Here is a 23,063-nt window from a genome sequence, read left to right on the forward strand (position 1 = left end):
AGAGCGGTTGTGCCGGCCGACCTGCTTGTGCGCGCCGGTTGCGCGCTCTAGAGCAGGGCCGGAATAATTTTCTGCGTGACGGAACAAGACAATGCGACTGGGCGGAAGGCTGGCTGCGGCCATCGAAGTGCTGGAAGACATCGGCCGGCGCCACCGGCCGGTGGCGGACGCGCTGAAGGATTGGGGCCTGTCGCATCGCTTCGCCGGCGGCGGCGACCGTGCGGCCATCGGCAACATCGTCTATGACGCCTTGCGCCACAAGCGTTCCGCGGGCTGGCTGCTGGGGCAGGACACGCCGCGCGCCATTGGCTTCGGCGCCCTGCTGCTCGAATGGGGGCAGACGGCCCAGTCGCTCAACGAGGCGCTGGATGGTGACAAGTTCGCACCGCCGCTGCTGACCGCCGCCGAGCTTCAGGCCATCGCCGACGGTCGGCTCGCCGATGCGCCGGACGCGGTGCGGGCGGATGTTCCCGACTGGTGCGCGCCGCTTTTCGAGCGAGCCTTCGGCCCGAGCTGGGCCGACGAGGGCGCCGCGCTGGCAACGCGCCCGCCGCTCGACCTCAGGGTCAACACCTTGCAGGCCAACCGCGACAAGGTGCTGGCCGAACTGACGGGAACCGGCGCCAAACCCGCGGCAATCGCCCCGCACGGCATCCGCATTCCACCGATCGACGGCGATGGCCGGCACCCGAATGTGCAGGCCGAACCGGCCTTCCAGAAGGGTTGGTTCGAGGTCCAGGACGAAGGCTCGCAGATCGCGGCCGCCCTTGCCGGGGCCGAAGCCGGCATGCAGGTGCTGGATTTCTGCGCCGGCGCCGGCGGCAAGACGCTGGCACTGTCGGCTTCGATGGAAAATCGTGGCCAGATCTTTGCCCATGATGCGGAGAAAGCACGGCTGGCGCCGATCTTCGACCGCATCCGTCGTTCGGAAAACCGCAATGTGCAGGTGGTCACCAAGCCCACGGAACTCGCGCCGCTCGGCAACCACATGGACATCGTGCTGGTCGACGCGCCCTGCACCGGCAGCGGCACCTGGCGGCGCCGCCCCGACGCCAAATGGCGGCTGACGCAGAGGCAGCTCGATACCCGCAAGGGCGAACAGTCGGCGATCCTCGATGCGGCCAAAGCCTATGTCAAACCGGGCGGCCTGCTGGTCTACATCACCTGCTCGGTGTTTGATGAGGAGAATGGCGAGCAGATCGCGGCCTTTCGGGACCGTAACAGCGGCTTTGTTCCCGTCGACCACCGCCAGCTCTGGGACAGCCGTTTTCCCGGCCATCCGGCAGCCGCGCGCATCGGCGCCAAAGGCGACATCTCGCTGTCGCCGGCGCTGAGCGGCACCGACGGGTTTTACTTCTGTGCGTTGCGCAGGTCGGCCTGAATCCGATCGGATGTCGCCAATTCCTGACGGATGCGTGGCGCCAGCAGGCAGGCCAGGTCGATTGTGCAGTGCAGCAAAAGCATTTGCCTGCCGTCCATGCCTCTGCAATAAGCTTATCCGCATAAAGGAAGGCAGCGGCCATGGCAGCAAAGATCGTACCCGCCCCGGACTATGAGGATCGCGTCAGGACCTCCTTCGCACGCCAGAAGGCGATGGCCACGATCGGCGCCGAACTGACGCTGGTGACGCCCGGCATCATCGAGATCGAGATGCCCTATTCGGCGGCACTCACCCAGCAGCACGGCTTCCTCCATGCCGGCGTCATTTCGACCGCGCTGGACTCGGCCTGCGGCTATGCCGCTTTTTCGCTGATGCCGGAAAATTCCGGCGTGCTGACCATCGAGTTCAAGGTCAACCTGCTGGCGCCGGGCAGGGGCGAGCGCTTCCTGTTCCGCGGCTCGGTGACCAAGCCAGGCCGCACCATCATCGTCGCCGACGGCCAGGCCTACGCCTTTGCCGCCGACGGCGAGGCCAAGCTGATCGCCACCATGACCGGAACGATGATGACGGTGGTCGGGCGTGATGGGATAGAAGGGTGAGTGGCCGGTTCGCCGCAGGCGAATTCATCGTGCCGGTGGCACGATGAAAGGCCACGGACGCCGGGAGCTGCCGGAGGCAGCGGGTCCCGGCGAGCGGCGGCGCAGATAAGCAGGTGATCGGGCGGAGAGGAGCAAATCATCATGACCGATAAAATTCGCCGCCTGTCGGGCAAGGACGTCCTCTTCGTCATGGCGGCGCAGGCCGAATACGGTCCGCATCTCAAGCAGCTGTTCACGCCATTGATGACAGGTGTCGGTCCGGTCGAGGCCGGCGTCAGGCTAGGCGCTGAACTCTCCTGGCTGAAGTCGCAAAAAACCCTGCCCGACCTCGTCGTGTCGCTCGGCTCAGCCGGCAGCCGGACGCTGGAGCAGACGGGAATCTACCAGGCGGTTTCGGTCAGCTACCGTGACATCGACGCTTCGCCGCTCGGCTTCGAGAAGGGTGCCACACCCTTCCTCGACCTGCCGGTGACCGTGCCATTGCCCTTCAAGATACCTGATATCAAGCAGGCGACGCTATCGACCGGCGGCGCGATCATCACCGGTGCGGCCTATGATGCTGTTAACGCCGACATGGTCGACATGGAGACCTTCGCCTGCCTGCGCGCCTGCCAGTTGTTCGACATTCCGCTGATCGGGCTGCGCGGCATTTCCGACGGGGCGGCGGATCTCAGGCATGTCGGCGACTGGACCGAATATCTTGAAGTCATCGATGAGAAGCTGGCGGAGGCCGTCATGCGGCTCGAACAGGCCATCGGTTCGGGCACGCTTCTGAAAGATTCGCCGCATGAAGACGCCAGACCGCTCTGAAACTCGCAACCCATTGCGTCGACTCATTTCTTTCTCTAAACGCTCGCCATGAAAACAGCCAATCATCCCGATACCGTCCTGATTGTCGATTTCGGCAGCCAGTTCACCCAGCTCATCGCCCGCCGCATCCGCGAGGCCGGCGTGTTTTCCGAGATCGTGCCGTTCCAGTCGGCCGAAGCGGCATTCAAGCGCATCAATCCGAAAGCCGTGATCCTGTCCGGCGGCCCGGCTTCGACCGGCGATATCGGCAGTCCGCGCGCGCCGCAGATCGTCTTCGACGCCGGCGTGCCGGTGCTCGGCATCTGTTACGGCCAGATGGCCATGTGCGTGCAGATGGGCGGCGTCGCCGAAAGCTCCGACCATCGCGAATTCGGCCGCGCCTTCGTCGAGATCCAGAAGGACAGCCCGCTGTTTGAGGGCCTGTGGGCGCCCGGCCAGCGCCACCAGGTGTGGATGAGCCATGGCGACCGCGTCATCTCCTTGCCCACCGGCTTCGAGGTGTTCGGCAAATCGGAGGGCTCGCCCTTCGCCATCTTCGGCAACATCGAGCGCAAGATGTACGGCATCATGTTCCACCCCGAGGTGGTGCATACGCCCGACGGTGCCCGGCTGCTCAGGAACTTCGTCCACAACATCGCCGGCATCGAGGGCGACTGGACCATGCGCGCCTACCGCGAGCACGCGGTCGAGGCGATCCGCAAGCAGGTCGGCAAGGGCAAGGTCATCTGCGCGCTGTCGGGCGGCGTCGATTCCTCCGTTGCCGCGCTGTTGATCCACGAAGCGGTCGGCGACCAGCTGACCTGCATCCTTGTCGACCACGGCCTGATGCGCAAGGACGAGGCCGCGGGCGTGGTGGCGATGTTCCGTGAGCACTACAATTTGCCGCTCATTCTGGTCAACGCGTCGGACCGTTTCATCGACGCCCTCGAGGGCGAGTCGGATCCGGAGAAAAAACGCAAGACCATAGGCCGGCTGTTCATCGAGGTGTTCGAGGAAGAGGCCAAGAAACTCGGCGGCGCCGAATTCCTGGCGCAAGGCACGCTCTATCCCGACGTGATCGAAAGTGTCTCCTTCACCGGCGGCCCGTCGGTGACGATCAAGTCGCACCACAATGTCGGCGGCCTGCCGGCGCGCATGAACATGCAGCTGGTCGAGCCGCTGCGCGAGCTGTTCAAGGACGAGGTCAGGGCGCTGGGCAAGGAGCTTGGCCTGCCCGAGAGTTTCATCGGACGCCATCCATTCCCCGGCCCGGGCCTCGCCATCCGCTGCCCCGGCGGCATCACCCGCGAAAAGCTGGAGATCCTGCGCGAAGCCGACGCCATCTATCTTGACGAGATCCGCAAAGCCGGCCTCTACGATGCCATCTGGCAGGCATTCGCCGTGCTGCTGCCGGTGCAGACGGTCGGCGTGATGGGCGACGGCCGCACCTACGAGTTCGTCTGCGCGCTGCGCGCCGTCACCTCGGTCGACGGCATGACGGCGGATTTCTACCACTACGACATGGCCTTCCTGGGGGCTGCTGCCACCCGCATCATCAACGAAGTCCGCGGCATCAACCGCGTCGTCTACGACGTGACGTCGAAGCCGCCTGGAACAATCGAGTGGGAGTAGGGGGATTAGGCGGCGATGGTGTGTTGTCGCCTCCGCTGGAGTTAGCGCTGATTGCCTGACAGCACTCAAACGTGATCGGGCACGAATGTAAAGCATCGTCGGAGCCGTTTAGAGCCTTGGCATATGACGTGCAATACGCGGGTTTGAGCGAGCGACGATGGCTCGGCTGAAAGTTGGCTCGAACGTACTTTGCGGACCGCAAGGGGCGATAACTTCTGGCAACCGATTCGGCATCGGGCAGCGCGTTGGCTGTTTCCAGGAACATCCTTGACTGGATTGCGTTTCCTATTCCGGACCTTTCCAAAACAGGGAGAACGGTGTCATGGACTGGAACCGCGTGGAAGGAAACTGGAAACAGGTGAAAGGCAAGGTCAAGGAGCAGTGGGGCAAACTCACCGATGATGACCTTGACCGCATCGCCGGCAAGCGCGATCAACTCGAAGGCAAGATCCAGGAGCGTTACGGCATCGAAAAGGACCGCGTGCGGCGCGATGTCGACGATTGGTACGGGCGGCAGGGTTGGTAGGCATGTGAGCCCCGGCTGTGGCCATTCCAGGACGCGGCCCAACAGTCCGGCAGGACCATGCGGGCGCTGAGCCTTGTCGTCGGTTGAGTTTTGCAGCAAGGATTTCGTACTGTGGCTGAAAATATCTCTCGCAAGCAGGAGCAACGGGGGACAAGAAGAATTGTCACGTGGGCGATCGCAGTTATCGCCGTGATTTTTCTTGCTCTACTGGCTATATTCGTGTTCGGCCCGTTGCTATGACTTTCATGGCGATGATTGAGCTGTCTCCGATCCGGGGATGATCGGGCACTGGTCGGGGACGCGGGCAGCGGCCACCAGTGAGCAACTATGCTTCAGGCGAGGGCATGCGGCCAGCGCTGCTTCCGCGGCCGGACGACGCCAAGGCGGCGCACCTATATCGACCGCCGTCGCGCGGCTAGCCCGTCTGCAGTGCCGGCACAAAAACCTGTTTCACAAGAATTTTGCTGAACACGATTTCGCCGGGAACATATCAGGAAAGGATTGGTTTGGTGGCGGTACACCCAACCAGGAGATCCACCATGATCGTCAAACTTCTGTCCGCCGCTGTGCTCGCGCTCACATTGGCCACATCGGCAGTGGCACAGTCGAACAGTTCCGGCTCCAACAGCGGTTCGGGCTCGAACGACGGCACCGGGGCTACGTCTGGAAATACCGGCGGCAACAGCGGCACCGGCTCTGGAACATCCGTGAATCCTTCCGATCCGAGCACTACAAATTCGACAAATTCCACAACGAAATCAGGTGGCATGACTGACCGCTGCAAAGATTCGGCAGGCAACGACATCGACAACAACACCGCGACCGGCACGACAACATCGAATGTGCAGAACTGTAATAAATGACCCGGCTCCTCAATCCGTTGCCGGACCAGTGCTTCGGCAGCGCATTGAGCGCTGAGAGCGGTAAGCGCAGATGAACCGGCAGGCCGCCAAGCAAGCGCCGCCCCAATTCTGGTGGTTGGCAGGAGCATCGGCGGCTGTCGTCATCGGTTTTGCCGTCTTCGCCAGCGGATCGGTTCGCAGCAACAGTCTGCGAGAAACCACGCTTGTGCAGGCGATCGGCGGCGACCCTCAACGAGCCATCCCGGCCATGATCCGCAACGGCTGTGGCGGATGTCACGAAATCCCGGGGGTGCCCGGCGCCCGTGGTACCGTCGGTCCCTCCCTGCGGGGCGTCGTCGAAAGAGGATATATCGGGGCATCGCGAGCCAGCCCGGATGCGATGATGCGCTGGATCAGCAGAGCGCGGGACGTAGACCCGAACACGGCCATGCCCAATACAAATCTGTCGCCTCAAGAGGCGCGCGACATCACCGCCTATCTCTATGCGCGGACATGAGGCGCACTGAACTGGTCCGACGGCGCAGGCGCCTTGCCAGCAGAAGCAGCAGCCCAAGCATCAACACGGCGGCGCACGCCACAAGTGATTGAGCCGCCAGAACCATGATTGTCTGGCCTGTTGTCGAGCCGGCCCGCATCTGGCGTATATCGGCCGCGGTAACGCTGACGTCGGGATTTCCGAACCGAGCGGTGACGTAATTTGCAAGGGCTGCCACCTGGCCATCGTCCAGCCAGCCGCCGAAGGCCGCCATCGACTTACGCCCCGCCACGTCGCCAGCTTTGACGCCTTCAAGGATGGTCATGGCGACATCCTCGGGTGTGGCCGCGCCGGGGGTGCTGTTGCGGGTCAAGGACGGATAGGATCCGTCTGACGATCCGCCTCCGTTCGCCCCATGGCATGTCGAACAGAGCGATCGATAGAGATCATCGCCGGCTGCGGTCCCGCTGCCTTGCGTCATCCCTTCGGTTCCAGCATCGCCGTCGGCCGTGGCCGCGTTACCCCATGAGAAACGCGGCTGCTTTTCGTCTCCCGATTGGGCGGGCACGTCCCTGAGATAAGCGACGATGGCCTGGATATCGTCATCGGAAAGATGTTGCAGGCTGTTCATGACCGTTTCCGCCATCGGCCCGCCCGCATAAGCCTTCCCGGGAACGGCGCCGGTTTTGAGAAATCGAGACAGCTCTTCGTTGCTCCAGTCGCCGACGCCTGCGATCTTGTCGCTGGTAATGTTGAAGGCCTGCCAGATGCCGGCGGTGCCGCCGGCAAGCTTGTGGTCTTCATCCATGCCGAACGTTGCATTCCTTGGCGTGTGGCAGGCACCGCAGTGGCCGAGCACCTCGACCAGGTAGGCTCCCCTGTTCCATGCGGCGGTCCGGTTCCGATCGGGCGTGAAACTGCCGGTATGCAGGTTCGCGAGCTTCCACAGCGCAACTGTCCAGCGCTGGTTGAATGGAAAAGGCAGGATGTTTCGCGGCTGCGGCTGCGAGATCGGCGGCTGCGCCAGGAGGTAGGTCCGGATCGCAAGCACGTCCTCGCGGCTCATCGCGGCGAAGCTGTCATAGGGCATGGCGGGATAGAGATCGGCTCCATCGCGCCTGATACCTTTCCGCACGGCCCGCACGAACTCGTCCGCGGAGTAGCGTCCAATGCCCGTGTCAGGATCAGGTGTGATGTTGGTCGAGTATACGTCGCCGAAGGGTGTCGGCACGCGATAGCCTCCAGCGAACGGGCGGCTCGGATTGGACGTGTGGCAGCCGATGCAGTCGGCCGCTCGGGTAAGGTATTCACCCTTCTGGATTTCGCTCGCCCGCAGCTCAGTGCAAAGCGGCAACGATGCCAAGACGAGCGCGACCGCCCGGGAGGTGACGGCCGGGAATGGAATGCCCGCGGCAGGCCAAGGCGGGCACCGGCGGACGGCCAATCTCCGGGTCTTTGACCTCGTCACAGTTCGCACCCGCTGAAGATCAGCCCTGCCATCAGCTGCGCCAGCAAGATGAGCGTGAACAGCGCCCCGATGCCCACGGAAGTCCTTGCAAGGAATGCGCGCGTGCGCGCCTTCCGGGGCGGAACCGTACCATGTCCGCGGTCATGAACGGCGTGCCACGACAGCAGCGCGCCTGCCAGGGCGACCGCGGCGCCTATCAACGAGAACAAGGCAGTGGGACGAAAGCCGGCATGGCATTGCCAGGATGCAATCGAATAATCGAGCTGCAGCGTTATTGCCCACGCAACTGGTCCGCTGACCAGGCCTGCCCAGGAAACGCCGGTACGGATCGCCTGCATCTCACATCCTCGGAGCCCAATAGATAACAAGATAGAGCACGACCCATGAGACGACGACGAAGTCCCAGTAGAAGGCGTTGTCCGAGACGTCGCTGAAGCGGCGGCCTGCCTTGCCTTTTTGCGTGAACATGAGAACCGCCAGGACGATCGTGTCGCCGACATCGGTAAGGAGATGCGTCGTATGCAGCCCGAGCAGGAACCAGACGATCGATCCGTAAGCGTTCTGATCCCAGGAAATCCGCAGAGCCGGAAATTCCCAGATGCGAACGATCAGCGGAAGAATGCCGACGATCGACATGACGACCATGCCAAGGCGAACTTTCGCCAGGTCCTGGCGACGTGCCCAAACCTCGATCATGTGGTTGGGCACGACGCTCGCAACCAGAATAACCAGTACTGCCGTCCCCGGCAGCAGATCTGGCGCAGGGGCCCCAATGGGCCAATGCCGGGCCAGCACGGCCAGATAGAAGTAAGTGCCTATCGCCAAGGCAAAACCGGTTGCCTCGAGGGCAATGAAGGCAAGGGTTCCCCACCACATCGGGCTCGCTGACCCGAAATCGTATGTGGGCAGGTGACTGACGTCGGCGACGGGGCGGTGCCTCATTCCTCGTCCTCCGGTTCGCCTTTCGGCCAGAACCAGCAGATAAAGCCGATCGAAACCGGGATCGCTCCCCAGACCACCGCCCACGGCGTGTATATCGAACCGAGAAATGCGCCGCCGACTGCGATGGCCGACAGCAACGGCCAGATCGAGTTGTCAGCCGATGGTACCCTTACTTGCGGCATCGCATCGGCGACCGTACCGGCGAGCACCTCGCGGGCGTCGACACGCAGACCTTCGACCACTGGGAGCACATCGGGCTCGGCCCAAAGCGGTTCGCGGTGAGTTACCACGGGCAGCCGCGAAAAATCGTAGGAGGGCGGCGGCGACGTCGTCGCCCATTCGAGCGTGCTCGCGCCCCAGGGATTGTCTCCTGCAATGCGGCCGTTGCGGAGGCTGAGAAAGAGATTCAGGAAGAAAAGCGCGAAGCCCGCGAACACCACCAGCGAAGAGAGGCTGATGAAGAGGTTCATCTCGCCCCAGCCGCTCGCCGGCGGATACGTATAAACGCGGCGCGGCATGCCTTGCAGACCGAGAATATGCATGGGGAAGAAGGTGAGATTGAACCCGAGGAAGACCAGCCAGAAATTCCAGCGGCCGAGCCTCTCGGACAGCATGCGTCCGGTGATCTTGGGAAACCAGTAATAAACGGCGCCGAGCAGGGGGAAGACGGCGCCCCCGACCAGCACATAATGGAAATGGGCAACCACGAAATAGGTGTCGTGCACCTGCAGGTCGAGCGGCACCGAGGCGACCATGACGCCGGTCAGGCCGCCGATCACAAAGGTGAAGATGAAGCCGAGAACGAAAAGCATGGGCGTGGCGAAGATCGGCCGGCCGCCCCAGATCGTCGCAATCCAGCAGAAGATCTGAACGCCGCTCGGAATGGCGATCATCATCGAGGAAGCGGTGAAGAAGCTCTCGCCGAGTTGCGGCAGGCCGGTAGCGAACATGTGGTGCACCCACAGGCCGAAGGAAAGAAAACCGATCGCGATCAACGACAGCACGATCCCGAGATAGCCGAACACCGGGCGGCGAACGAAGGTCGGCAGGATCGCGGAAACGAAGCCGGTCGCCGGAATGAAGATGATATAGACCTCGGGATGGCCGAAGAACCAGAACAGATGCTGCCACAGCAGTGCATCGCCGCCTGCTACGGGGTCGAAAAATTTTGTGCCGACCAGGCGGTCGAGGATCAGCATTGTGCTCGAGACCATCACGGCCGGCATGGCGAACAGGATGACGAAAGCCGTAACGAGGACGGACCAGACATAGAGCGGGATGCGGTCGAGCGACATGCCGGGGGCACGTTGTTTGAAAACTGTCGCGATGATCTCGACCGCTACCGCGAGGGCGGACACTTCGGTGTAGGTCACCATCTGCGCCCAGAAATCGGGGCGCTTGCCGACGCCATATTCGGGTCCGGCGAGCGGCACATAGGAAAACCAGCCGGCATCCGCACCGGTTTCGAAGGCGAAGGCGATCCAGATCATCAGCCCGCCGGAAAGATAGACCCAGTAGCTGAATGCATTGAGCCGCGGAAAGGCGACATTGCGAGTGCCGATCATCAGCGGCACCAGGTAAATGGCGAAAGCTTCCATCACCGGCACGGCAAACAGAAACATCATCGTCGTGCCGTGCATGGTGAACAGCTGGTTGTAGAGATCGGGACCGATATGGCCGGCCTCAGGCTGGGCAAGCTGGAAGCGCATGGCGAGCGCTGACAGACCCGCAAGGATGAGAAACAGGAAAGCCGTCACGATATAGCGCCGTCCGATCAGCTTGTGATCGACCGTGACCAGCCAGCCGTAGAAGCCTTTCGGCGTTCGCCAGGCATGCGCCAGAAAGGCGCGCAGTCTCACCTCTTCGAGACCGGTGTCACGGATGCCTTTCAGGGCCTCCTGAGTGTGCTCGGCCGGCTTTCCCGCAAGGCCACTCATTCGAGGCTTCCGAGATAGGTGACGACCGCGTTGAGATCGTCGGCGCTAAGGGCAATGCGCGGCATCTTGGCGCCGGGCTTTATCGACTGTGGATCGGCGATCCAGGCGGCGAGCGCGCCAGGGGTCATGGCGAGCGTATCCGCGGCCAGTGCGCGTCGGCTGGCGAGATGAGTTAGGTCAGGTCCCACCGTTCCGCTGGCAGGCGTGCCTCTTATCGTGTGGCAGAGCGCACAGCCGGTGGACAGAAATGCCTGTTGGCCGCGGCGCTCTTCGTCGCCGCCAGGCGCGGATGCGACGGCGTTTTGCCTGGATTGCCATGCTTCGAACGCTTCGCGGCTTTCCGCGATGACGGTGATGGCCATATGGGCGTGCTGATAGCCGCAGAATTCGGCACACTGGCCACGATAGATGCCGGGCTTATCGGCGACGAGTGTGAGCTCACTCGGCCGGCCCGGAATGAGATCGCGCTTGCCGGCAAGGTTCGGCACCCAGAAGCTATGAATGACATCGAGCGAATCGAGTTCGACCTTGACCGGTTCGCCAACCGGGACATGGATTTCATTTGCCGTGACGATCGATTGGGACCGATCATCTCCGGGATACCGGACCTCCCACCACCATTGGTGCCCGGTGATGCGCACGGCAAGCGTTTCCGTTCCACTCAGCGAAGCAATGGATTTGCCGGCGAAAAAACTCGCTATCGTCATCATGACGAGCACCAGAACGGTCAACGCAATGGCGCTGCCGACAGCGCGGGTAAATCGGCGCTCCTGACGAGAATCGATCTCGAGCGGCGAGCGCGTTGTCTCGGACAGGCGACGACGCAAAAGCGCTGCCGCCAGGATCAACATGACAAGCAGCCACGTGGCCACTGCGATTGCGCTGAAAGACCAGATCAGATCAAGGATTCTCCGGGCATTCGCACCGTGTGCATGGAGGGCCGATTGCTTGTCGCCGCATCCTGCCAAGGCCAATATCGGCGCTGCGCTGATCGCCCTCAAACGCCGTTGCGCGGCCGTTCCCTGAACGGTGCCAGGCAAGATTTGCCTAGGACATGTGGGGGCAAGCGACATTCGCGGTCGTGTCAGCCTGCGAGAGCTGGCCAACGGACTCATGCACCTCGCCATGAAGGATCCACCATCGTTGCCAAGGCCATAACGCGGCTGACTGAAAAAGGATGCTTGGCAACACCCCCCGGCTGAAAACCGACGCGAAGCGGTGCGGGTTAGACGATGCGCAACTGCTGGAAAGCCTGTTGCCGCGGACTGCTCGTTTGAATCCAGAAAGCGACCAGGAGCAGTGCGGCTCCGCCATAGATCAGGCCGGCGGGAATCCACATGATCAAGCCTGCAAGTTGCTGGTCCTCGAGCGGGTTGAGCCCCCATAAATCCGAGCCGATCGCATTATCCGGATACCACAGCCTGGGCGAGACGACGAGCAACACCCCGAGCAGCCCGGTGTGGAGGGAGGTGAAGAAAAGATGCATCACGGCATTGCCGCAAGCCTGCTCGCGGCCAAGGCGAGGCAGCAGCACCCACCAGAACAAAAGCCCGCTACCGAGGAAACTCGCGTGCTGGGCATAGTGCAGGAAGCCCTGCTGGAGGGCAGCCTCGAACAGCGCCGGGACATGCCAGATCCATATCGCGGCTCCGTGCAGGACGGTCGCGACCACAGGACGGCTGATGAACGCCCAGACCGCCCGAAGCGCATTTGCATGTCCAGCCACTCCGAATATCTGGCGCAGCTGTACCGGCAGGGCCCACATCATCGCCGCCGTCGGGCGGGAGGCAACCAGCAGAGGCGCTGCGACCGCCATCAGCAATTCGTGCTCGATCATGTGCGCCGCAAACACATGTTCGCTCAATGCATGGATCGGGCTTACAAAGGCGAACGCCAGGACGGACCAGCCGGCAGCAAACAGCAAGGCCTGCCGCGATCGCAAGCGACGTCCACGTCCGCTCCGTCGCCACAGCCGGCCAGCGCCGGCAACATACAGCAAAAGGATTGCCGCCAGTGGCAATGTGATGGGTAGCGCCAGAGTCCAACCAGCCTGCGGAGCGCCGTTGCCATAGCAAATCGAGGTCGAAAAGAGCGCGTCGAAGCTCATGATCCGCATCCGTCACCCGGAAGAGCGCGGGTTCATCTGGAAAGATTCAGAATGAAGCCACTGAGGCGCGCTGTTCCACCTCCCTGCGCCGCCTCTAGGCATCCATCATCGATTTCGCCGGCTCACGGGCGATATTTTCTTCTATGCGTTCGTGTCCCGGCGTCCGCGGCAGGGCCTGGCGGAAGTTCTTGGCGTAGTCTGCCGGCATTTTGGGCGGCATCAGCGGCTCATAGGCATCTACCAGCGCTTCGATCACGACAGGGCCTTGCGTGGCGAAAGCCTGGTCGAGAACCGTCTCGATCTGATCGGCCCGCTCGATGCGAAAACCCTTTGCGCCCATTGCTTCTGCCGCCTTGGCAAAATCGATCGGCTGCAATTCGCAACCGAATTGCGGGTTGCCCAGAAACATCATCTGCTCCCAGGCGATCTGATTGAGCATGTTGTTCTTGATCACCAGAACCTTGAGCGGGATCTTGTAGCGCACCGCCGTCGAGAATTCGCCGAGCTGCATGGCAAAGCCGCCATCGCCGACGATGGCGGCAATCGGTCGACCGGGAAACGCTATGCCGGCAGCGATGGCGTAGGCCAGACCGCAAGCCATCGACGCCAGCGATCCGGACACCCCAAATGCCTGGCCGCTGCGAAGATCGACATGGCGGGCGGCCAGCTCCGTATTCTGACCGGAATCCGTGGCCAGCACTGTGTCGTCCGCCAATCTTTGTCCGAACGCCCGGGCAATCGCTTGTGGCTTCAATGGTTGCGCCTGCATGTCTTCCGACTGCCGCATCATCTCGCGCCATTTTCTCATGGTCTCCTGGGAACGGCGCAGGAATTCATCGGAGGGCTTTTGCGTCAGGCGCTGGTTGAGCGCGCGCAATGTCTCGGCCGCGTCGCCGACGAGGCCGGCCTCGACCGGAAAGCGCAAGCCGATCCGTTGCGCATCGCAGTCGATCTGGACGCCACGGGCCTGTCCGGGCTGCGGGTAGTATTCGATGTAGGGGAAGGTCGAACCGACAATCAGCACCGCGTCACAGTTCTCCATCGCCTCTTGCGAAGCCAGGGTTCCAAGAATGCCGATCCCGCCGGTGGTGTAGGGATGGTCGTCCGGCAGCACCGCCTTGCCCAGCAAAGCCTTCGCGACAGGCGCCTGCAGCAGGCGCGCCGTGTGTTCGAGTTCGGCGGCCGCGCCGATGGCGCCGCGCCCGGCCAAGATCGCAACCCGCGAAGCGTCATTGAGAATGGCGGCGGCTTTGTCGAGCTCAACGTCCAGCGGTACGCTGTGACCGGCGAACATATCCTGCGGCGTGTGCGCCGGGCGATTGCGCTTGGAGCGCTTCGACGGATCACGCTCCTGCTCCTGGATGTCGCTGGCAATCGAAAGATGGGCGACGCCCTTGCGCGCCAGCGCCGTTCGGCAGGCAAGGCTGGCGACGTTTTCCATATGCGCGGCATCGGCAACATGGGCGTTATAAACGGAGACATCGTTGAACACGCGCGTCAGATCGACATCCTGTTGCGTGAACGTCTCGATCAGATCGTGGAACTGCATGCCCGTAATCGCCAGCACCGGAGCCTGGTCGAGCTTGGCGTCATAGAGGCCGGTCAGAAGATGTGTTCCGCCGGGGCCGGACGTCGCAAGGCACACGCCCAGCTTTCCTGTCCACTTGGCATATGCACATGCCATGAAGGCAGCCGACTCTTCATGCCGGACCTGAACGAAGGCAATTTTGTCGCGCCGCGTCCGCAACGCTTCCATGACCCCGTTTATGCCGTCTCCCGGCAAGCCGAACACCACCTCCACGTCCCAGGCGACGAGTGTGTCGATCAGAATTTCTGCTGCATTCGGCATGTCAGGGTAGCTCCGGGTGGATGGTGTCCGAACCGGTGAATCCCGAGTTGGTTCCTTCGTCGCAATAAATCGTGACAGGTTTCTGGGGCGATCTTCCTGGGGCGGTTTATTCGATCTGCTCGAACGTGCATTGCCGTGGCGCCTTGTCGGGGCGCCAGCGCAGCAGTTTGGTGCCATGGCGAAACCGATTGCCGGTGACGTGGTCGAAGCGGACCTCCACCACCAGTTCAGGTTCCAAAGGCTCCCATTGTCCGCTGCGCTCCGTGCTCCAGCGGCTCGGGCCGCCGGGCGCCTTGCCGGTGAATCCGGGCTCTGACCGCAGCCCTTCCAGCCGGCGCGTGAGCGCTCCTCTGTCGGTCCTGGCGATGGTCGACGTGAAGCCGACGTGATCGAGCTTGCCGTCGTCATTGTAGAGGCCGAGGAGCAGTGAGCCGACCTCACGGCTACCCGCGAGATAGCGGAAACCGCCGACAACGCAATCGGCGGTGCGCCTCGGCTTTACCTTCACCATCGCACGTTCGCCGCACAGATAATGCTCGTCGAGCACTTTGGCCACGATGCCGTCGGTCGATGCATGGCCGGCCCCGTTCAGCCATCGAGCCGCCGTCGCTGCATCATAAGTGCACTTCGACAGGCGAAGATCCGGACTGTTCGAGGAGGTCACGAAGTCCTCGATCGCTCGCCGCCTTTCGACAAGTGGTTTGCCGGTGATGACCTCGCCGCCCGGCCTGGCAAGCATGTCGAAGAGGATCAGACTGGCAGGCGTCTGCGAACTCAGTTTGCGGATTCTGCTTTGTGCCGGGTGAAGACGCATCTGCAGCGCCTCGAAGGAAAGCTCACCGTCCACCTCGATGACAATCTCGCCGTCGATGACGAAATGCCCGCGCTTGAGGTCACGCAGGATCTCCGTGATTTCCGGAAAATAGCGGCCGAGCGGCTTGCCGGATTTGGCGCGCAGGTCAACGGTGTCGTCGCTCTTGAAAGCAAGGCAGCGGAATCCGTCCCATTTAGGCTCGTACTGCCAGCGGTTCCCATCCCTTGGGATTGCATCGGCAAGCCTGGCCTCCATCGGAGACGTATCCAGCGGGAGCGGGAAGGCGTTTATCGGTTCATGCACGGATCAGGCCTCCAAAACCGGTTCAGGAACGGCTCCGGCTTTTCAACTTCCAGGACTGCACCGCGTTCCATCTGACGGGTTCATGGAGGTTCTTCACGATGGACATTTTCATTTGCCGCCGGAACCCGGTGACGGCTGGCCGCTTTGATGTCATCGGCGGCGCGAAAGGAGATGCCCATCGACCTCTCATTGTGGACAGCTTTTGTCGGAACCGTCATTCTGATGCAGGTGCCGCCAGGCCCCGACAGCATGCTGGTGATGGCCCGCGGCATCGGACACGGGCGCGGCGTGGCGTTGTTCACGGTACTCGGCATGACGCTGGGCGCCGGACTGGTGCAGCTTCCGCTGATTGCATTCGGCCTGTCTTCGCTTGTCCACGCCTCGCCGGTGGCGTTCAATCTGCTTCGATGGGCCGGGGCGGCCTATATCATGTGGCTGGGTTTCCGGCTGCTGCTTTCAGCCTCGGCAACCATTCCCACAGGTGACATCAAGGCCCTGCGGCCGCTCGCCGCCGCCCGGGAAGGAATGATCGCCAATCTGAGCAATCCCTAGCCTTTGATGTTCATGGTTGCGTTCCTGCCGCAATTTGTCGACCCGCATAGGGGCTCCGTCACGTTGCAACTGGTGCTGCTTGGCGCAACACAGAAGATAACCGGTGTGCTGGTGCTGGGAGCCTACGCCTTGGCATCGGGCGCGGTCGGCGCATGGGTCATGCGGCACCCTCGCGCAAGGCTTTGGCAGCAGCGGCTCGCCGGCTGTCTCATTATCGGCCTCGGCGTGCGGATGGTGATCGGCGGCAGTACGAGCCGCTGACTTGAAGAAATAGCTTGCCACGTCGCCTGAAGGATTGGCTTCGACACAAGCATTGTCTTCTTCAGGGGGACGGAGCATTCGCTTTGACGTTCGGCTCCGCCGCCGTTGCGGGCCGGGACCGTGTCCAGGAACAAAAAACCTGACCGGAGGTTCGAACCTCGATCTCAATGCAGCTGCAACGCTTCATCGCCATCCGATTGGAATGTTCGTCATGATTTCTTGCGTGGCCTCGGTAAAGACGCGCCTTCAATGAACAAGCCGCCTGAGAATGCTGGCCAAAGGGAAAGCAGGCGAAAAGGGGGCGACGTCGTTCGGGCTCTTGGGCTTGGCCTGATCACCGGCGCGGCCGATGACGACTGCTCGGCCATCGGTACCTACGCCAGCGCCGGAGCGCGGTTCGGCCCCGACCTGCTGTGGACGGCACCTGTCACGCTGCCGATGATGTATCTCGTCGTCTACCTTTCATCCAAACTTGGCCAGGTTTCGGGTCGCGGGCTTTTCCAGGTCATATCGGACCTCTATCCGCGTTGGCTGCTATGGTCCGTGCTGGTGGGCGTGCTGATTGGCAACACGATCGAGGCAGCCGCCGACCTTGGCGCCATGTCGGCGGCTATTGTGCTGTTCGTTCCGCTGCCTGCTCCGTTGGTCGTCACTGCCGTTGCGGTCGTCATTTTTGCCCTGCAGGTGCTCGGATCGTACAAATTGATCCGAAATGTGTTCCGGTGGCTGGCTCTGGCTCTGCTTGCCTATGTGGTCTCCGCGGTGCTTGCCAAACCGGATGCCGCTTCCATCCTGCGTGGCACGCTGTTGCCACAAATCGAGTTCAGCCGAGAGTACCTGTCCATCCTCGTCGCCATCGTCGGGACCACTCTCTCCGCATACCTTTACACGTGGCAGTCCAATCAGGAGGTGGAGGAGGAGATCGCCAAGGGTCGAACGAGCCTCGAAGAGCGCAAAGGCGCCACCGAGGGTGAACTGCGCCGATCCCGCCGCGATATCCTAATCGGCATGACGTTCTCCAATCTGATCATGTATTTTATCATCCTTTCGACCGGGTCGACGCTCTACAAGGCCGGACACACGCAGATCGAGACAGCGGCACAGGCGGCCGAAGCGCTGCGGCCGCTTGCCGGCGACGCTGCCGGCATTCTCTTTGCGGCCGGTGTAATTGGCGTCGGCTTCCTGGCCGTGCCGATCATGACCGCTGGCGCTGCTTTCGATTTCGCCCAGGCGATGGGATGGAAGAATAGCCTGCATGCCAAACCCCGGCAGGCTCCCAAATTCTACATCGCGATCGGGGTCATAACGCTGGTGGCGGTGGGTCTCAATTTCTTCGGCTTCAACCCGATGAAAGCTCTCGTCTGGTCCGGCATCGTGCAAGGATTTTCAACGCCGCCGCTGCTGCTTCTCATCCTCATCATGACCAACAATCGCAAGATCATGGGCGACAAGGTCAACAGCACAAGCACGAACATCCTGGGCGGCGTGACGACCTTGGCGATTTTTGCGGCGTCGGCGGGATTGGTGGCAAGCTGGTTCCTGTAGCTCGCATGGCATGACAGATGTTCAGGCACGGTGGAACATCGGCGGTCAAATCCCGTTGAGACGCTTGTGGGAGAAAGGAGGTTGTCCATGTCAAAGTTGCAGGCCGCAACTCCGGACCGTTTAAGGCAACTCAGGCTTGAAGCTTCAGCACATTTCGCTCCGTTGATGCTGAACGAAGCCCTGTTGCGCCTTTCCCATGCCTGCGGAGGCGACAGCCTCGACCGCTTCGAGAAAGCCATGGTTGATCAAATCGAGGCTGCCAAGGACGATCGGGCCGATTTCGAAACGATCAAGGAACTCGCGATCGAGCAGCTTTACGCCCTGGTCCGGAACGCCAACGATTCGCCGAAAAAGAAACAGTCGCTGGAGAAGATCGACACGCGCAGAACGCCCGGCCGGTCCGAAGAACCACGCACGCTCGAGGACCAACTGCAGGCGGGGTTGGAGGATTCCTTTCCCGCGAGCGATCCGCCTTCGGTGGTGTCCACGACCATTTCAGGCGGAGCAAAGAAGCTGGTTGGGACCGACGAGGTTCTGGAGAAGCAGCGGCGACAAGCGTCCAGCAAGGAAGATCGCTCGTAGACCGCGGTGCCGGCTGGGTTGGCGGCAAACCAAAGAGTGCGGACGCGCCAACGGAAACAGCTGACGCCATCGCATCAAAGTTTGACAGCCGCCTCCCGCGCCCAGAGCCGCAGTTTGCGGCATGACTGCACAAACGCAGCTACCGAAGCTGCCGAATCCAGCCGCCTCAGCCCCTCATCGGCATCGGGAGCGACGCCTGCTTTGATCAGGAGCGGCTCGGCCCCGGAGGTGAAGCCGATGAACTTGCAATGCGCAAACGCATCAGACACGAAATCCTTCGCAGCGGCCTCCGTGACCAGTAGCTCGGCGCCCGCCTCGGAGAGGAGCAGCACCACCGCGTCGAACAAAACGGATGGACCGCCGTCGATCATGTGCCTTGCCTCGATGTGGGTGCCGTCGGCGGCTTCGACGCCGCCCACCTTGGGCGCAACCACCTCCATCACCGCGCCTTCCGCTTCGATGGCGGAACGAAGTTCCTCGAACAGCGCGACATCGGCTCCATCGCTGAGCATGACACCGACTTTGCGGCCTTCGAAACTGTCGGGCCCGTTTTGGATGATGCTGAGCGCCGGCGACGGCGGCAAGTCATCGCGCGGTGGAACGGCGGCTTCGGCAGGTTCGGGCATGTCACGGATGCCGAGCTTGTCGGCGACCGTGGTCGCCAGCGTTTCATCGATGTTCAACAAATGCGAAACCATGCGTTCGCGGATCGCCGGTGCCTGGACCTTGCTCAGTTCAAACGTCAGCGCCATCGCGATGTGACGCTGCTCCGGTGGTGTCTGGCTGTTGAAGAATTGCCGGGCCTGGCTGTAGTGATCGGCGAAGCTCTCCGCGCGCAGACGTACTTTCTGCCCTTGTTCGGCATCGGAGAAAGAACGGAAGCCACGCTGCGGATCCTCGCGCGGTCCCAGTCCCCATGAGTTAGGTTCATAGTTGGCGCGACCGGCCGGATTGCGCATGGCCATGTGCCCGTCCTGTTGAAAATGGGCGAACGGGCACTTCGGCGCATTGACCGGCAGATGGGTAAAGTTCGGACTGCCCAGCCGCTTCAATTGGGTATCGAGATAGGAGAAGTTGCGGCCCTGCAGAAGCGGATCGTTGGAGAAATCGATTCCGGGCGGCACATTCTGCGTCATGAATGCAACCTGCTCGGTCTCGGCGAAGAAATTATCCGGCATCCGGTCGAGCACCAGCCGACCGACCGGAATTGGTTCGAGAACCTCTTCGGGAATGATCTTCGTTGCGTCCAGGATATCGAAGTCAAAACTGTCGGCAAACGCCTGATCGAACAGTTGCACCGTCAACTCCCATTCCGGGAAATTGCCGGCCTGTATGGCCTCCCACAGATCGCGGCGATGGAAGTCGGGATCGGCGCCGTTGATCTTGACCGCCTCGTTCCAGACCACCGATTGCATGCCGAGCTTGGGTTTCCAGATGAACTTGACGAAGGTGGATTCGTCCTTGGCGTTGACGAGGCGGAACGTATGCACACCGAAGCCTTGCATGAAGCGGAAGGAACGCGGGATGGCGCGATCCGACATGATCCACATCACCATGTGCATCGATTCCGGCATCAGGCTGATGAAGTCCCAGAAATTGTCGTGCGCCGTCTGTGCCTGCGGAAAAGCACGGTCGGGCTCCTGTTTGGCGGCGTGGATCAGATCGGGAAACTTGATGGCGTCCTGGATGAAGAAGACCGGAATGTTGTTGCCGACCAAATCCCAATTGCCTTCCTTGGTGTAGAGCTTGACCGCAAAGCCGCGCACGTCGCGGGCGAGATCGAACGAGCCCTTGTTGCCGGCAACCGTCGAGAAACGAACGAATGCCGGCGTCTTTTCACCAGCTCGCTGGAAAATGTCGGCACGTGTGTATTTGGCCAGTGAGTCGTAGGTCTCGAAATAACCATGCGCGCCATAGCCGCGGGCATGGACGACCCGTTCCGGGATGCGTTCGTGGTCGAAGTGGAAAATCTTCTCGCGAAAGTGAAAGTCTTCGATCAGCGATGGTCCGCGTTCACCGATCCGCAATGTGTTTTGGTCGTCGGAGACAGGCGTTCCGAGCGCCGTGGTAAGGACAGGCGTGTCGTCTCCCGCGACCTGGTGCAACTCGCCGCCATTTCCGCGCGCGCTATTCTGATCCAGTCCACTTGCCGATTGGCGAGCGGAGGGGCGAGCGGATTTGGCCATGACAGGTCCTCGATCGATACTGGAAGGTTAAAGTGGCAAGCCATCAAACTGCCGGTGAACGGCTTTGTTCCCGTAAAAAAGCGGACGCTGTAGATACCACTGTCGAAGGAGGCGTCGCTGCTGCGGTGATGGTATGCGCCGATCGCATGACAGATATCTCCGCCCGCGAAGAATTATGAAGAGTTGTCTCCAGCAAGAGGAACGAACCAAACTTCCATGCATTTAGCTGAGGCTGCGTTCACACACTCTTTCTGCTGGGAGCTGGACCATTGTCATCCGGAGGCTGCCTTTTGGCCGACCAGGAAACCAATGAAGTTTCCATCGTTGACCTGATACCCGCCCTGCGGGCATTCGCCCGCACCTTCTGCCGCGTCCCCGACGATGCTGACGATCTCGTGCAGGAGACACTGACCAAGGGTCTCGCCAACATCGACAAGTTCGAACCCGGTACGCGAATGAAGTCGTGGCTCTTCACCATCATGCGCAACACCTATTATACCCGGGTCAAGATCGCTGCCCGGGAGGCGCCAGGCCTGCTCGACTGCGCCTCTTCGAGACCAATTTCGGAAGCCACCCAGGAATGGACCGTTCAGAGCAGGGAAGTTCACGGCGCCATTCAAAGACTGCCTGAACACCAACGCGAGGTGCTGATGCTGATCGGCGTTTTGGGAGTGAGCTACGAGGAAACCGCCGACATATGCGGTTGCGCGGTCGGGACGGTCAAAAGCCGCCTGAACCGTGCGCGCGCCAACATCCTTGAACTCCTAGGGGAGAGTTCGCTGGAGACATTGATGGAGAGGAGAAACCAGCTGTCGGACGGTCAGCTCGACGTCGAGGTCGACAGCCGCAGATAGTCAGTTGTTCACGTCGCGCCGACGCTTCTCGACGAGCGCGTTCTGCAATTCGATCGCCAGCTTGGTGAGGCGGTCCGGAATCTTTTCCTGCTCTATGGCTGCCAGCAGGGAGGCAATCTCCCGATCCACCGCCATCTCGACATGCGGATCCGCGGTATCGTCGCTCGAACGAGACATCACATTCTCTTGATAGCGGTCCCTTGATCGTAGTGTGGTGATAAGCGCCCGGCATTACAAGCCTGTGTCCACCGCCGAGAAGCTGACCGGCGGACCCTTGCACAGGTTTATTTCCTTGCTCCTTGGTCGCCCCGCGGACCACAGGCCCGCGCGGTGGCGTTCAGTCCTTCGGCAATCGATTAGCGGCGTAATCCTTCGGACTTGATCCGATTGCCGTCCAGCCCGCGCTCCTCCTTCGAATCGAGGACACTCGTTGGTGCCCTTTGCTCGACATCCGAACTGGCATCGTGCTGTAATGTTCCGTCTCACCGAGCGAGCAAAAAAGCGTTGCCATCCCATGATCGAAACGGCTTCTCACCGTCGATGAGGACCCGCAATTGATGAGCTTGCGCCAGACGGCCGATATCGTCGCGGTCTGAGAAAAGCGATCCGCGATAGGAATAGTTCAGCAAGGCGAGCCAGCCCGGCCGTTTCAGAACGCGCGCAATTTCTTCGAAATGCCGCTCTGCCATGCCGGCCAGAACCAGATAGGGAAAGCTGTCGACCGCCAGCACGCAATCGAAACTGGCATCGTCGAAATCGGCCAGATCGAGACCGGAGGTTTGTCGTAACTCGACATTGCCGAGTGCGGCGCATTGCTCTGAGGCGATGGAGATCATTCGCGACGATATATCGATACCGACCATCCGCTTGAAGGATCTGCACAGCGCACGCTCGAAACGGCCGATGCCGCAACCGATGTCGAGAATGCTCCGTTCCCTTCCGGTGAATTCTCGGGCTTCCAGCCATGCGACGATTTCGTTGGTCGTGGCTGTGAGCCTTTCCACATCGCCGAGGGATGCCAGTTGGACACTCGCGGCTCCCGAAATCGCTGCCGCGGCATCGAAGCTGGACGCCAGCCGCATGACGACAGCGGCATTCGTCTCGTCCTCATTGCGCTCATGGCGAACGGCGCCGCCCGTCGCTCGCAACATGGCAAAGACGTCTGGTTTGCAGCGCAGCAGTCCGGCGACCTTCCGCAATCTTGCCGCGTCGCCGGTATCCGCCGGACGGACTTTCAGCACGACCTCCGCCAATTCCGCTGCCCCAATTGTGGGCGGCAGGTGGAGCGCCAGCCTGACGAGAACACCTTCGGCGCAAATACCGTCGGCCATGCAGTCTTCAACCGCCAGCCTGACCGATGTCCGGCGCTGGGCGCCTTTCGGTGCGGTTACACTCATG

The 23,063-nt window shown here is 61.7% G+C and carries 23 protein-coding genes; 12 read left to right on the forward strand and 11 right to left on the reverse strand.

All coding sequences use genetic code 11. From position 1 onward, the window contains the following. Positions 1–91: 91 nt before the first annotated feature. The 7 genes from EOC83_RS14665 (at position 92) to EOC83_RS14700 (ending at position 6,286) form a co-directional block, all read left to right on the forward strand. On the forward strand, positions 92–1,381 hold the full coding sequence (locus EOC83_RS14665; protein WP_063170136.1) for an RsmB/NOP family class I SAM-dependent RNA methyltransferase: 1,290 nt from the start codon (positions 92–94) through the stop codon (positions 1,379–1,381). A 140-nt stretch (positions 1,382–1,521) separates the two neighbouring features. Further along, positions 1,522–1,980 (forward strand): PaaI family thioesterase, encoded by a 459-nt coding sequence (locus tag EOC83_RS14675; protein ID WP_013530371.1) that lies wholly within the window; start codon positions 1,522–1,524, stop codon positions 1,978–1,980. A 141-nt stretch (positions 1,981–2,121) separates the two neighbouring features. Next, complete coding sequence (locus tag EOC83_RS14680) at positions 2,122–2,790, forward strand: 5'-methylthioadenosine/S-adenosylhomocysteine nucleosidase (RefSeq protein ID WP_013530372.1); 669 nt, start codon at positions 2,122–2,124, stop codon at positions 2,788–2,790. Positions 2,791–2,838: 48 nt separating this feature from the next. Next, on the forward strand, positions 2,839–4,401 hold the full coding sequence (guaA, locus tag EOC83_RS14685) for a glutamine-hydrolyzing GMP synthase (RefSeq protein ID WP_063170137.1): 1,563 nt from the start codon (positions 2,839–2,841) through the stop codon (positions 4,399–4,401). Positions 4,402–4,723: 322 nt separating this feature from the next. After that, entirely contained in the window at positions 4,724–4,927 is a 204-nt protein-coding gene (locus EOC83_RS14690; protein ID WP_013533227.1) for a CsbD family protein, read from the forward strand. Between the two features lie 539 nt (positions 4,928–5,466). Next, positions 5,467–5,790: a hypothetical protein gene (locus tag EOC83_RS14695; RefSeq protein ID WP_013533226.1), complete on the forward strand. Its 324-nt coding sequence runs from the start codon at positions 5,467–5,469 to the stop codon at positions 5,788–5,790. 70 nt (positions 5,791–5,860) lie between these two features. Then, a complete protein-coding gene (locus tag EOC83_RS14700; RefSeq protein WP_063170138.1) occupies positions 5,861–6,286 on the forward strand; it encodes a c-type cytochrome in 426 nt (141 codons plus the stop codon). Here the strand turns inward: EOC83_RS14700 and EOC83_RS14705 are convergent. The 8 genes from EOC83_RS14705 to EOC83_RS14740 form a co-directional block, all read right to left on the reverse strand. Beyond that, a complete protein-coding gene (locus EOC83_RS14705) occupies positions 6,258–7,331 on the reverse strand; it encodes a cytochrome c (RefSeq protein WP_164751996.1) in 1,074 nt (357 codons plus the stop codon). The genes EOC83_RS14700 and EOC83_RS14705 overlap by 29 nt on opposite strands. A gap of 398 nt (positions 7,332–7,729) precedes the next feature. Beyond that, complete coding sequence (locus EOC83_RS14710; RefSeq protein ID WP_063170140.1) at positions 7,730–8,071, reverse strand: hypothetical protein; 342 nt, start codon at positions 8,069–8,071, stop codon at positions 7,730–7,732. 1 nt (position 8,072) lies between these two features. Beyond that, positions 8,073–8,675, reverse strand: a complete 603-nt coding sequence (locus tag EOC83_RS14715) for a cytochrome c oxidase subunit 3 (protein ID WP_013533222.1) — start codon at positions 8,673–8,675, stop codon at positions 8,073–8,075. Further along, entirely contained in the window at positions 8,672–10,612 is a 1,941-nt protein-coding gene (gene ctaD / locus EOC83_RS14720; RefSeq protein ID WP_063170141.1) for a cytochrome c oxidase subunit I, read from the reverse strand. The genes EOC83_RS14715 and ctaD overlap by 4 nt, the downstream gene beginning before the upstream one ends. Beyond that, positions 10,609–11,652, reverse strand: coding sequence for a cytochrome c oxidase subunit II (coxB, locus tag EOC83_RS14725; RefSeq protein WP_335915454.1), 1,044 nt, complete (start codon positions 11,650–11,652; stop codon positions 10,609–10,611). The genes ctaD and coxB overlap by 4 nt, the downstream gene beginning before the upstream one ends. 185 nt (positions 11,653–11,837) lie before the next feature. Further along, a complete protein-coding gene (locus EOC83_RS14730; protein WP_063170471.1) occupies positions 11,838–12,719 on the reverse strand; it encodes a cytochrome c oxidase assembly protein in 882 nt (293 codons plus the stop codon). A gap of 94 nt (positions 12,720–12,813) precedes the next feature. Beyond that, a complete protein-coding gene (locus tag EOC83_RS14735; RefSeq protein WP_063170143.1) occupies positions 12,814–14,568 on the reverse strand; it encodes a thiamine pyrophosphate-dependent enzyme in 1,755 nt (584 codons plus the stop codon). A gap of 106 nt (positions 14,569–14,674) precedes the next feature. Next, on the reverse strand, positions 14,675–15,685 hold the full coding sequence (locus EOC83_RS14740; RefSeq protein WP_027164032.1) for an ATP-dependent DNA ligase: 1,011 nt from the start codon (positions 15,683–15,685) through the stop codon (positions 14,675–14,677). Between the two features lie 171 nt (positions 15,686–15,856). Here EOC83_RS14740 and EOC83_RS33215 point away from each other — a divergent pair, with 171 nt between their 5' ends. From EOC83_RS33215 to EOC83_RS14755, 4 genes are all read left to right on the forward strand, one after another. After that, positions 15,857–16,237 (forward strand): LysE family translocator, encoded by a 381-nt coding sequence (locus EOC83_RS33215; RefSeq protein WP_244514263.1) that lies wholly within the window; start codon positions 15,857–15,859, stop codon positions 16,235–16,237. A 6-nt stretch (positions 16,238–16,243) separates the two neighbouring features. Continuing rightward, positions 16,244–16,498: a hypothetical protein gene (locus EOC83_RS33220; protein WP_244514264.1), complete on the forward strand. Its 255-nt coding sequence runs from the start codon at positions 16,244–16,246 to the stop codon at positions 16,496–16,498. A 249-nt stretch (positions 16,499–16,747) separates the two neighbouring features. Further along, positions 16,748–18,043: an Nramp family divalent metal transporter gene (locus EOC83_RS14750; protein ID WP_063170144.1), complete on the forward strand. Its 1,296-nt coding sequence runs from the start codon at positions 16,748–16,750 to the stop codon at positions 18,041–18,043. An 87-nt stretch (positions 18,044–18,130) separates the two neighbouring features. Next, on the forward strand, positions 18,131–18,625 hold the full coding sequence (locus tag EOC83_RS14755) for a hypothetical protein (protein WP_013533214.1): 495 nt from the start codon (positions 18,131–18,133) through the stop codon (positions 18,623–18,625). A 74-nt stretch (positions 18,626–18,699) separates the two neighbouring features. On the opposite strand, the gene EOC83_RS14760 is transcribed toward EOC83_RS14755, so the two are convergent. Then, entirely contained in the window at positions 18,700–20,811 is a 2,112-nt protein-coding gene (locus tag EOC83_RS14760; protein ID WP_063170145.1) for a catalase, read from the reverse strand. Positions 20,812–21,101: 290 nt separating this feature from the next. Here EOC83_RS14760 and EOC83_RS14765 point away from each other — a divergent pair, with 290 nt between their 5' ends. After that, the gene (locus tag EOC83_RS14765; RefSeq protein ID WP_013533212.1) at positions 21,102–21,665 is read left to right on the forward strand and encodes a sigma-70 family RNA polymerase sigma factor; all 564 of its coding nucleotides are present in this window, start codon (positions 21,102–21,104) and stop codon (positions 21,663–21,665) included. Here EOC83_RS14765 and EOC83_RS14770 read toward each other — a convergent pair whose 3' ends face one another. Both EOC83_RS14770 and EOC83_RS14775 read right to left on the reverse strand, forming a co-directional pair. After that, on the reverse strand, positions 21,666–21,842 hold the full coding sequence (locus tag EOC83_RS14770) for a hypothetical protein (protein ID WP_081714227.1): 177 nt from the start codon (positions 21,840–21,842) through the stop codon (positions 21,666–21,668). It abuts the gene before it with no gap. Positions 21,843–22,147: 305 nt separating this feature from the next. Beyond that, positions 22,148–23,062, reverse strand: a complete 915-nt coding sequence (locus EOC83_RS14775; RefSeq protein WP_063170146.1) for a class I SAM-dependent methyltransferase — start codon at positions 23,060–23,062, stop codon at positions 22,148–22,150. Position 23,063 lies beyond the last annotated feature (1 nt).

The sequence above is a fragment of the Mesorhizobium sp. Primo-A genome (assembly GCF_003997175.1).
GTDB classification, from domain to species: Bacteria; Pseudomonadota; Alphaproteobacteria; order Rhizobiales; family Rhizobiaceae; genus Mesorhizobium; species Mesorhizobium ciceri.

What these genes read in the sequence shown, in the direction of transcription:
- EOC83_RS14715 (WP_013533222.1), bottom strand. Translation starts at nt 8,675, where the DNA reads ATGAGGCACCGCCCCGTCGCCGACGTCAGTCACCTGCCCACATACGAT.
- EOC83_RS14775 (WP_063170146.1), bottom strand. Translation starts at nt 23,062, where the DNA reads ATGAGTGTAACCGCACCGAAAGGCGCCCAGCGCCGGACATCGGTCAGG.
- ctaD (WP_063170141.1), bottom strand. Translation starts at nt 10,612, where the DNA reads ATGAGTGGCCTTGCGGGAAAGCCGGCCGAGCACACTCAGGAGGCCCTG.
- EOC83_RS33215 (WP_244514263.1), top strand. Translation starts at nt 15,857, where the DNA reads ATGCCCATCGACCTCTCATTGTGGACAGCTTTTGTCGGAACCGTCATT.
- EOC83_RS14705 (WP_164751996.1), bottom strand. Translation starts at nt 7,331, where the DNA reads ATGAGCCGCGAGGACGTGCTTGCGATCCGGACCTACCTCCTGGCGCAG.
- EOC83_RS14680 (WP_013530372.1), top strand. Translation starts at nt 2,122, where the DNA reads ATGACCGATAAAATTCGCCGCCTGTCGGGCAAGGACGTCCTCTTCGTC.
- EOC83_RS14770 (WP_081714227.1), bottom strand. Translation starts at nt 21,842, where the DNA reads ATGTCTCGTTCGAGCGACGATACCGCGGATCCGCATGTCGAGATGGCG.
- EOC83_RS14665 (WP_063170136.1), top strand. Translation starts at nt 92, where the DNA reads ATGCGACTGGGCGGAAGGCTGGCTGCGGCCATCGAAGTGCTGGAAGAC.
- EOC83_RS14760 (WP_063170145.1), bottom strand. Translation starts at nt 20,811, where the DNA reads ATGGCCAAATCCGCTCGCCCCTCCGCTCGCCAATCGGCAAGTGGACTG.
- EOC83_RS14710 (WP_063170140.1), bottom strand. Translation starts at nt 8,071, where the DNA reads ATGCAGGCGATCCGTACCGGCGTTTCCTGGGCAGGCCTGGTCAGCGGA.
- EOC83_RS14690 (WP_013533227.1), top strand. Translation starts at nt 4,724, where the DNA reads ATGGACTGGAACCGCGTGGAAGGAAACTGGAAACAGGTGAAAGGCAAG.
- EOC83_RS14755 (WP_013533214.1), top strand. Translation starts at nt 18,131, where the DNA reads ATGTCAAAGTTGCAGGCCGCAACTCCGGACCGTTTAAGGCAACTCAGG.
- EOC83_RS14735 (WP_063170143.1), bottom strand. Translation starts at nt 14,568, where the DNA reads ATGCCGAATGCAGCAGAAATTCTGATCGACACACTCGTCGCCTGGGAC.
- EOC83_RS14700 (WP_063170138.1), top strand. Translation starts at nt 5,861, where the DNA reads ATGAACCGGCAGGCCGCCAAGCAAGCGCCGCCCCAATTCTGGTGGTTG.
- EOC83_RS14750 (WP_063170144.1), top strand. Translation starts at nt 16,748, where the DNA reads ATGAACAAGCCGCCTGAGAATGCTGGCCAAAGGGAAAGCAGGCGAAAA.
- EOC83_RS14730 (WP_063170471.1), bottom strand. Translation starts at nt 12,719, where the DNA reads ATGAGCTTCGACGCGCTCTTTTCGACCTCGATTTGCTATGGCAACGGC.
- guaA (WP_063170137.1), top strand. Translation starts at nt 2,839, where the DNA reads ATGAAAACAGCCAATCATCCCGATACCGTCCTGATTGTCGATTTCGGC.
- EOC83_RS14675 (WP_013530371.1), top strand. Translation starts at nt 1,522, where the DNA reads ATGGCAGCAAAGATCGTACCCGCCCCGGACTATGAGGATCGCGTCAGG.
- EOC83_RS33220 (WP_244514264.1), top strand. Translation starts at nt 16,244, where the DNA reads ATGTTCATGGTTGCGTTCCTGCCGCAATTTGTCGACCCGCATAGGGGC.
- EOC83_RS14695 (WP_013533226.1), top strand. Translation starts at nt 5,467, where the DNA reads ATGATCGTCAAACTTCTGTCCGCCGCTGTGCTCGCGCTCACATTGGCC.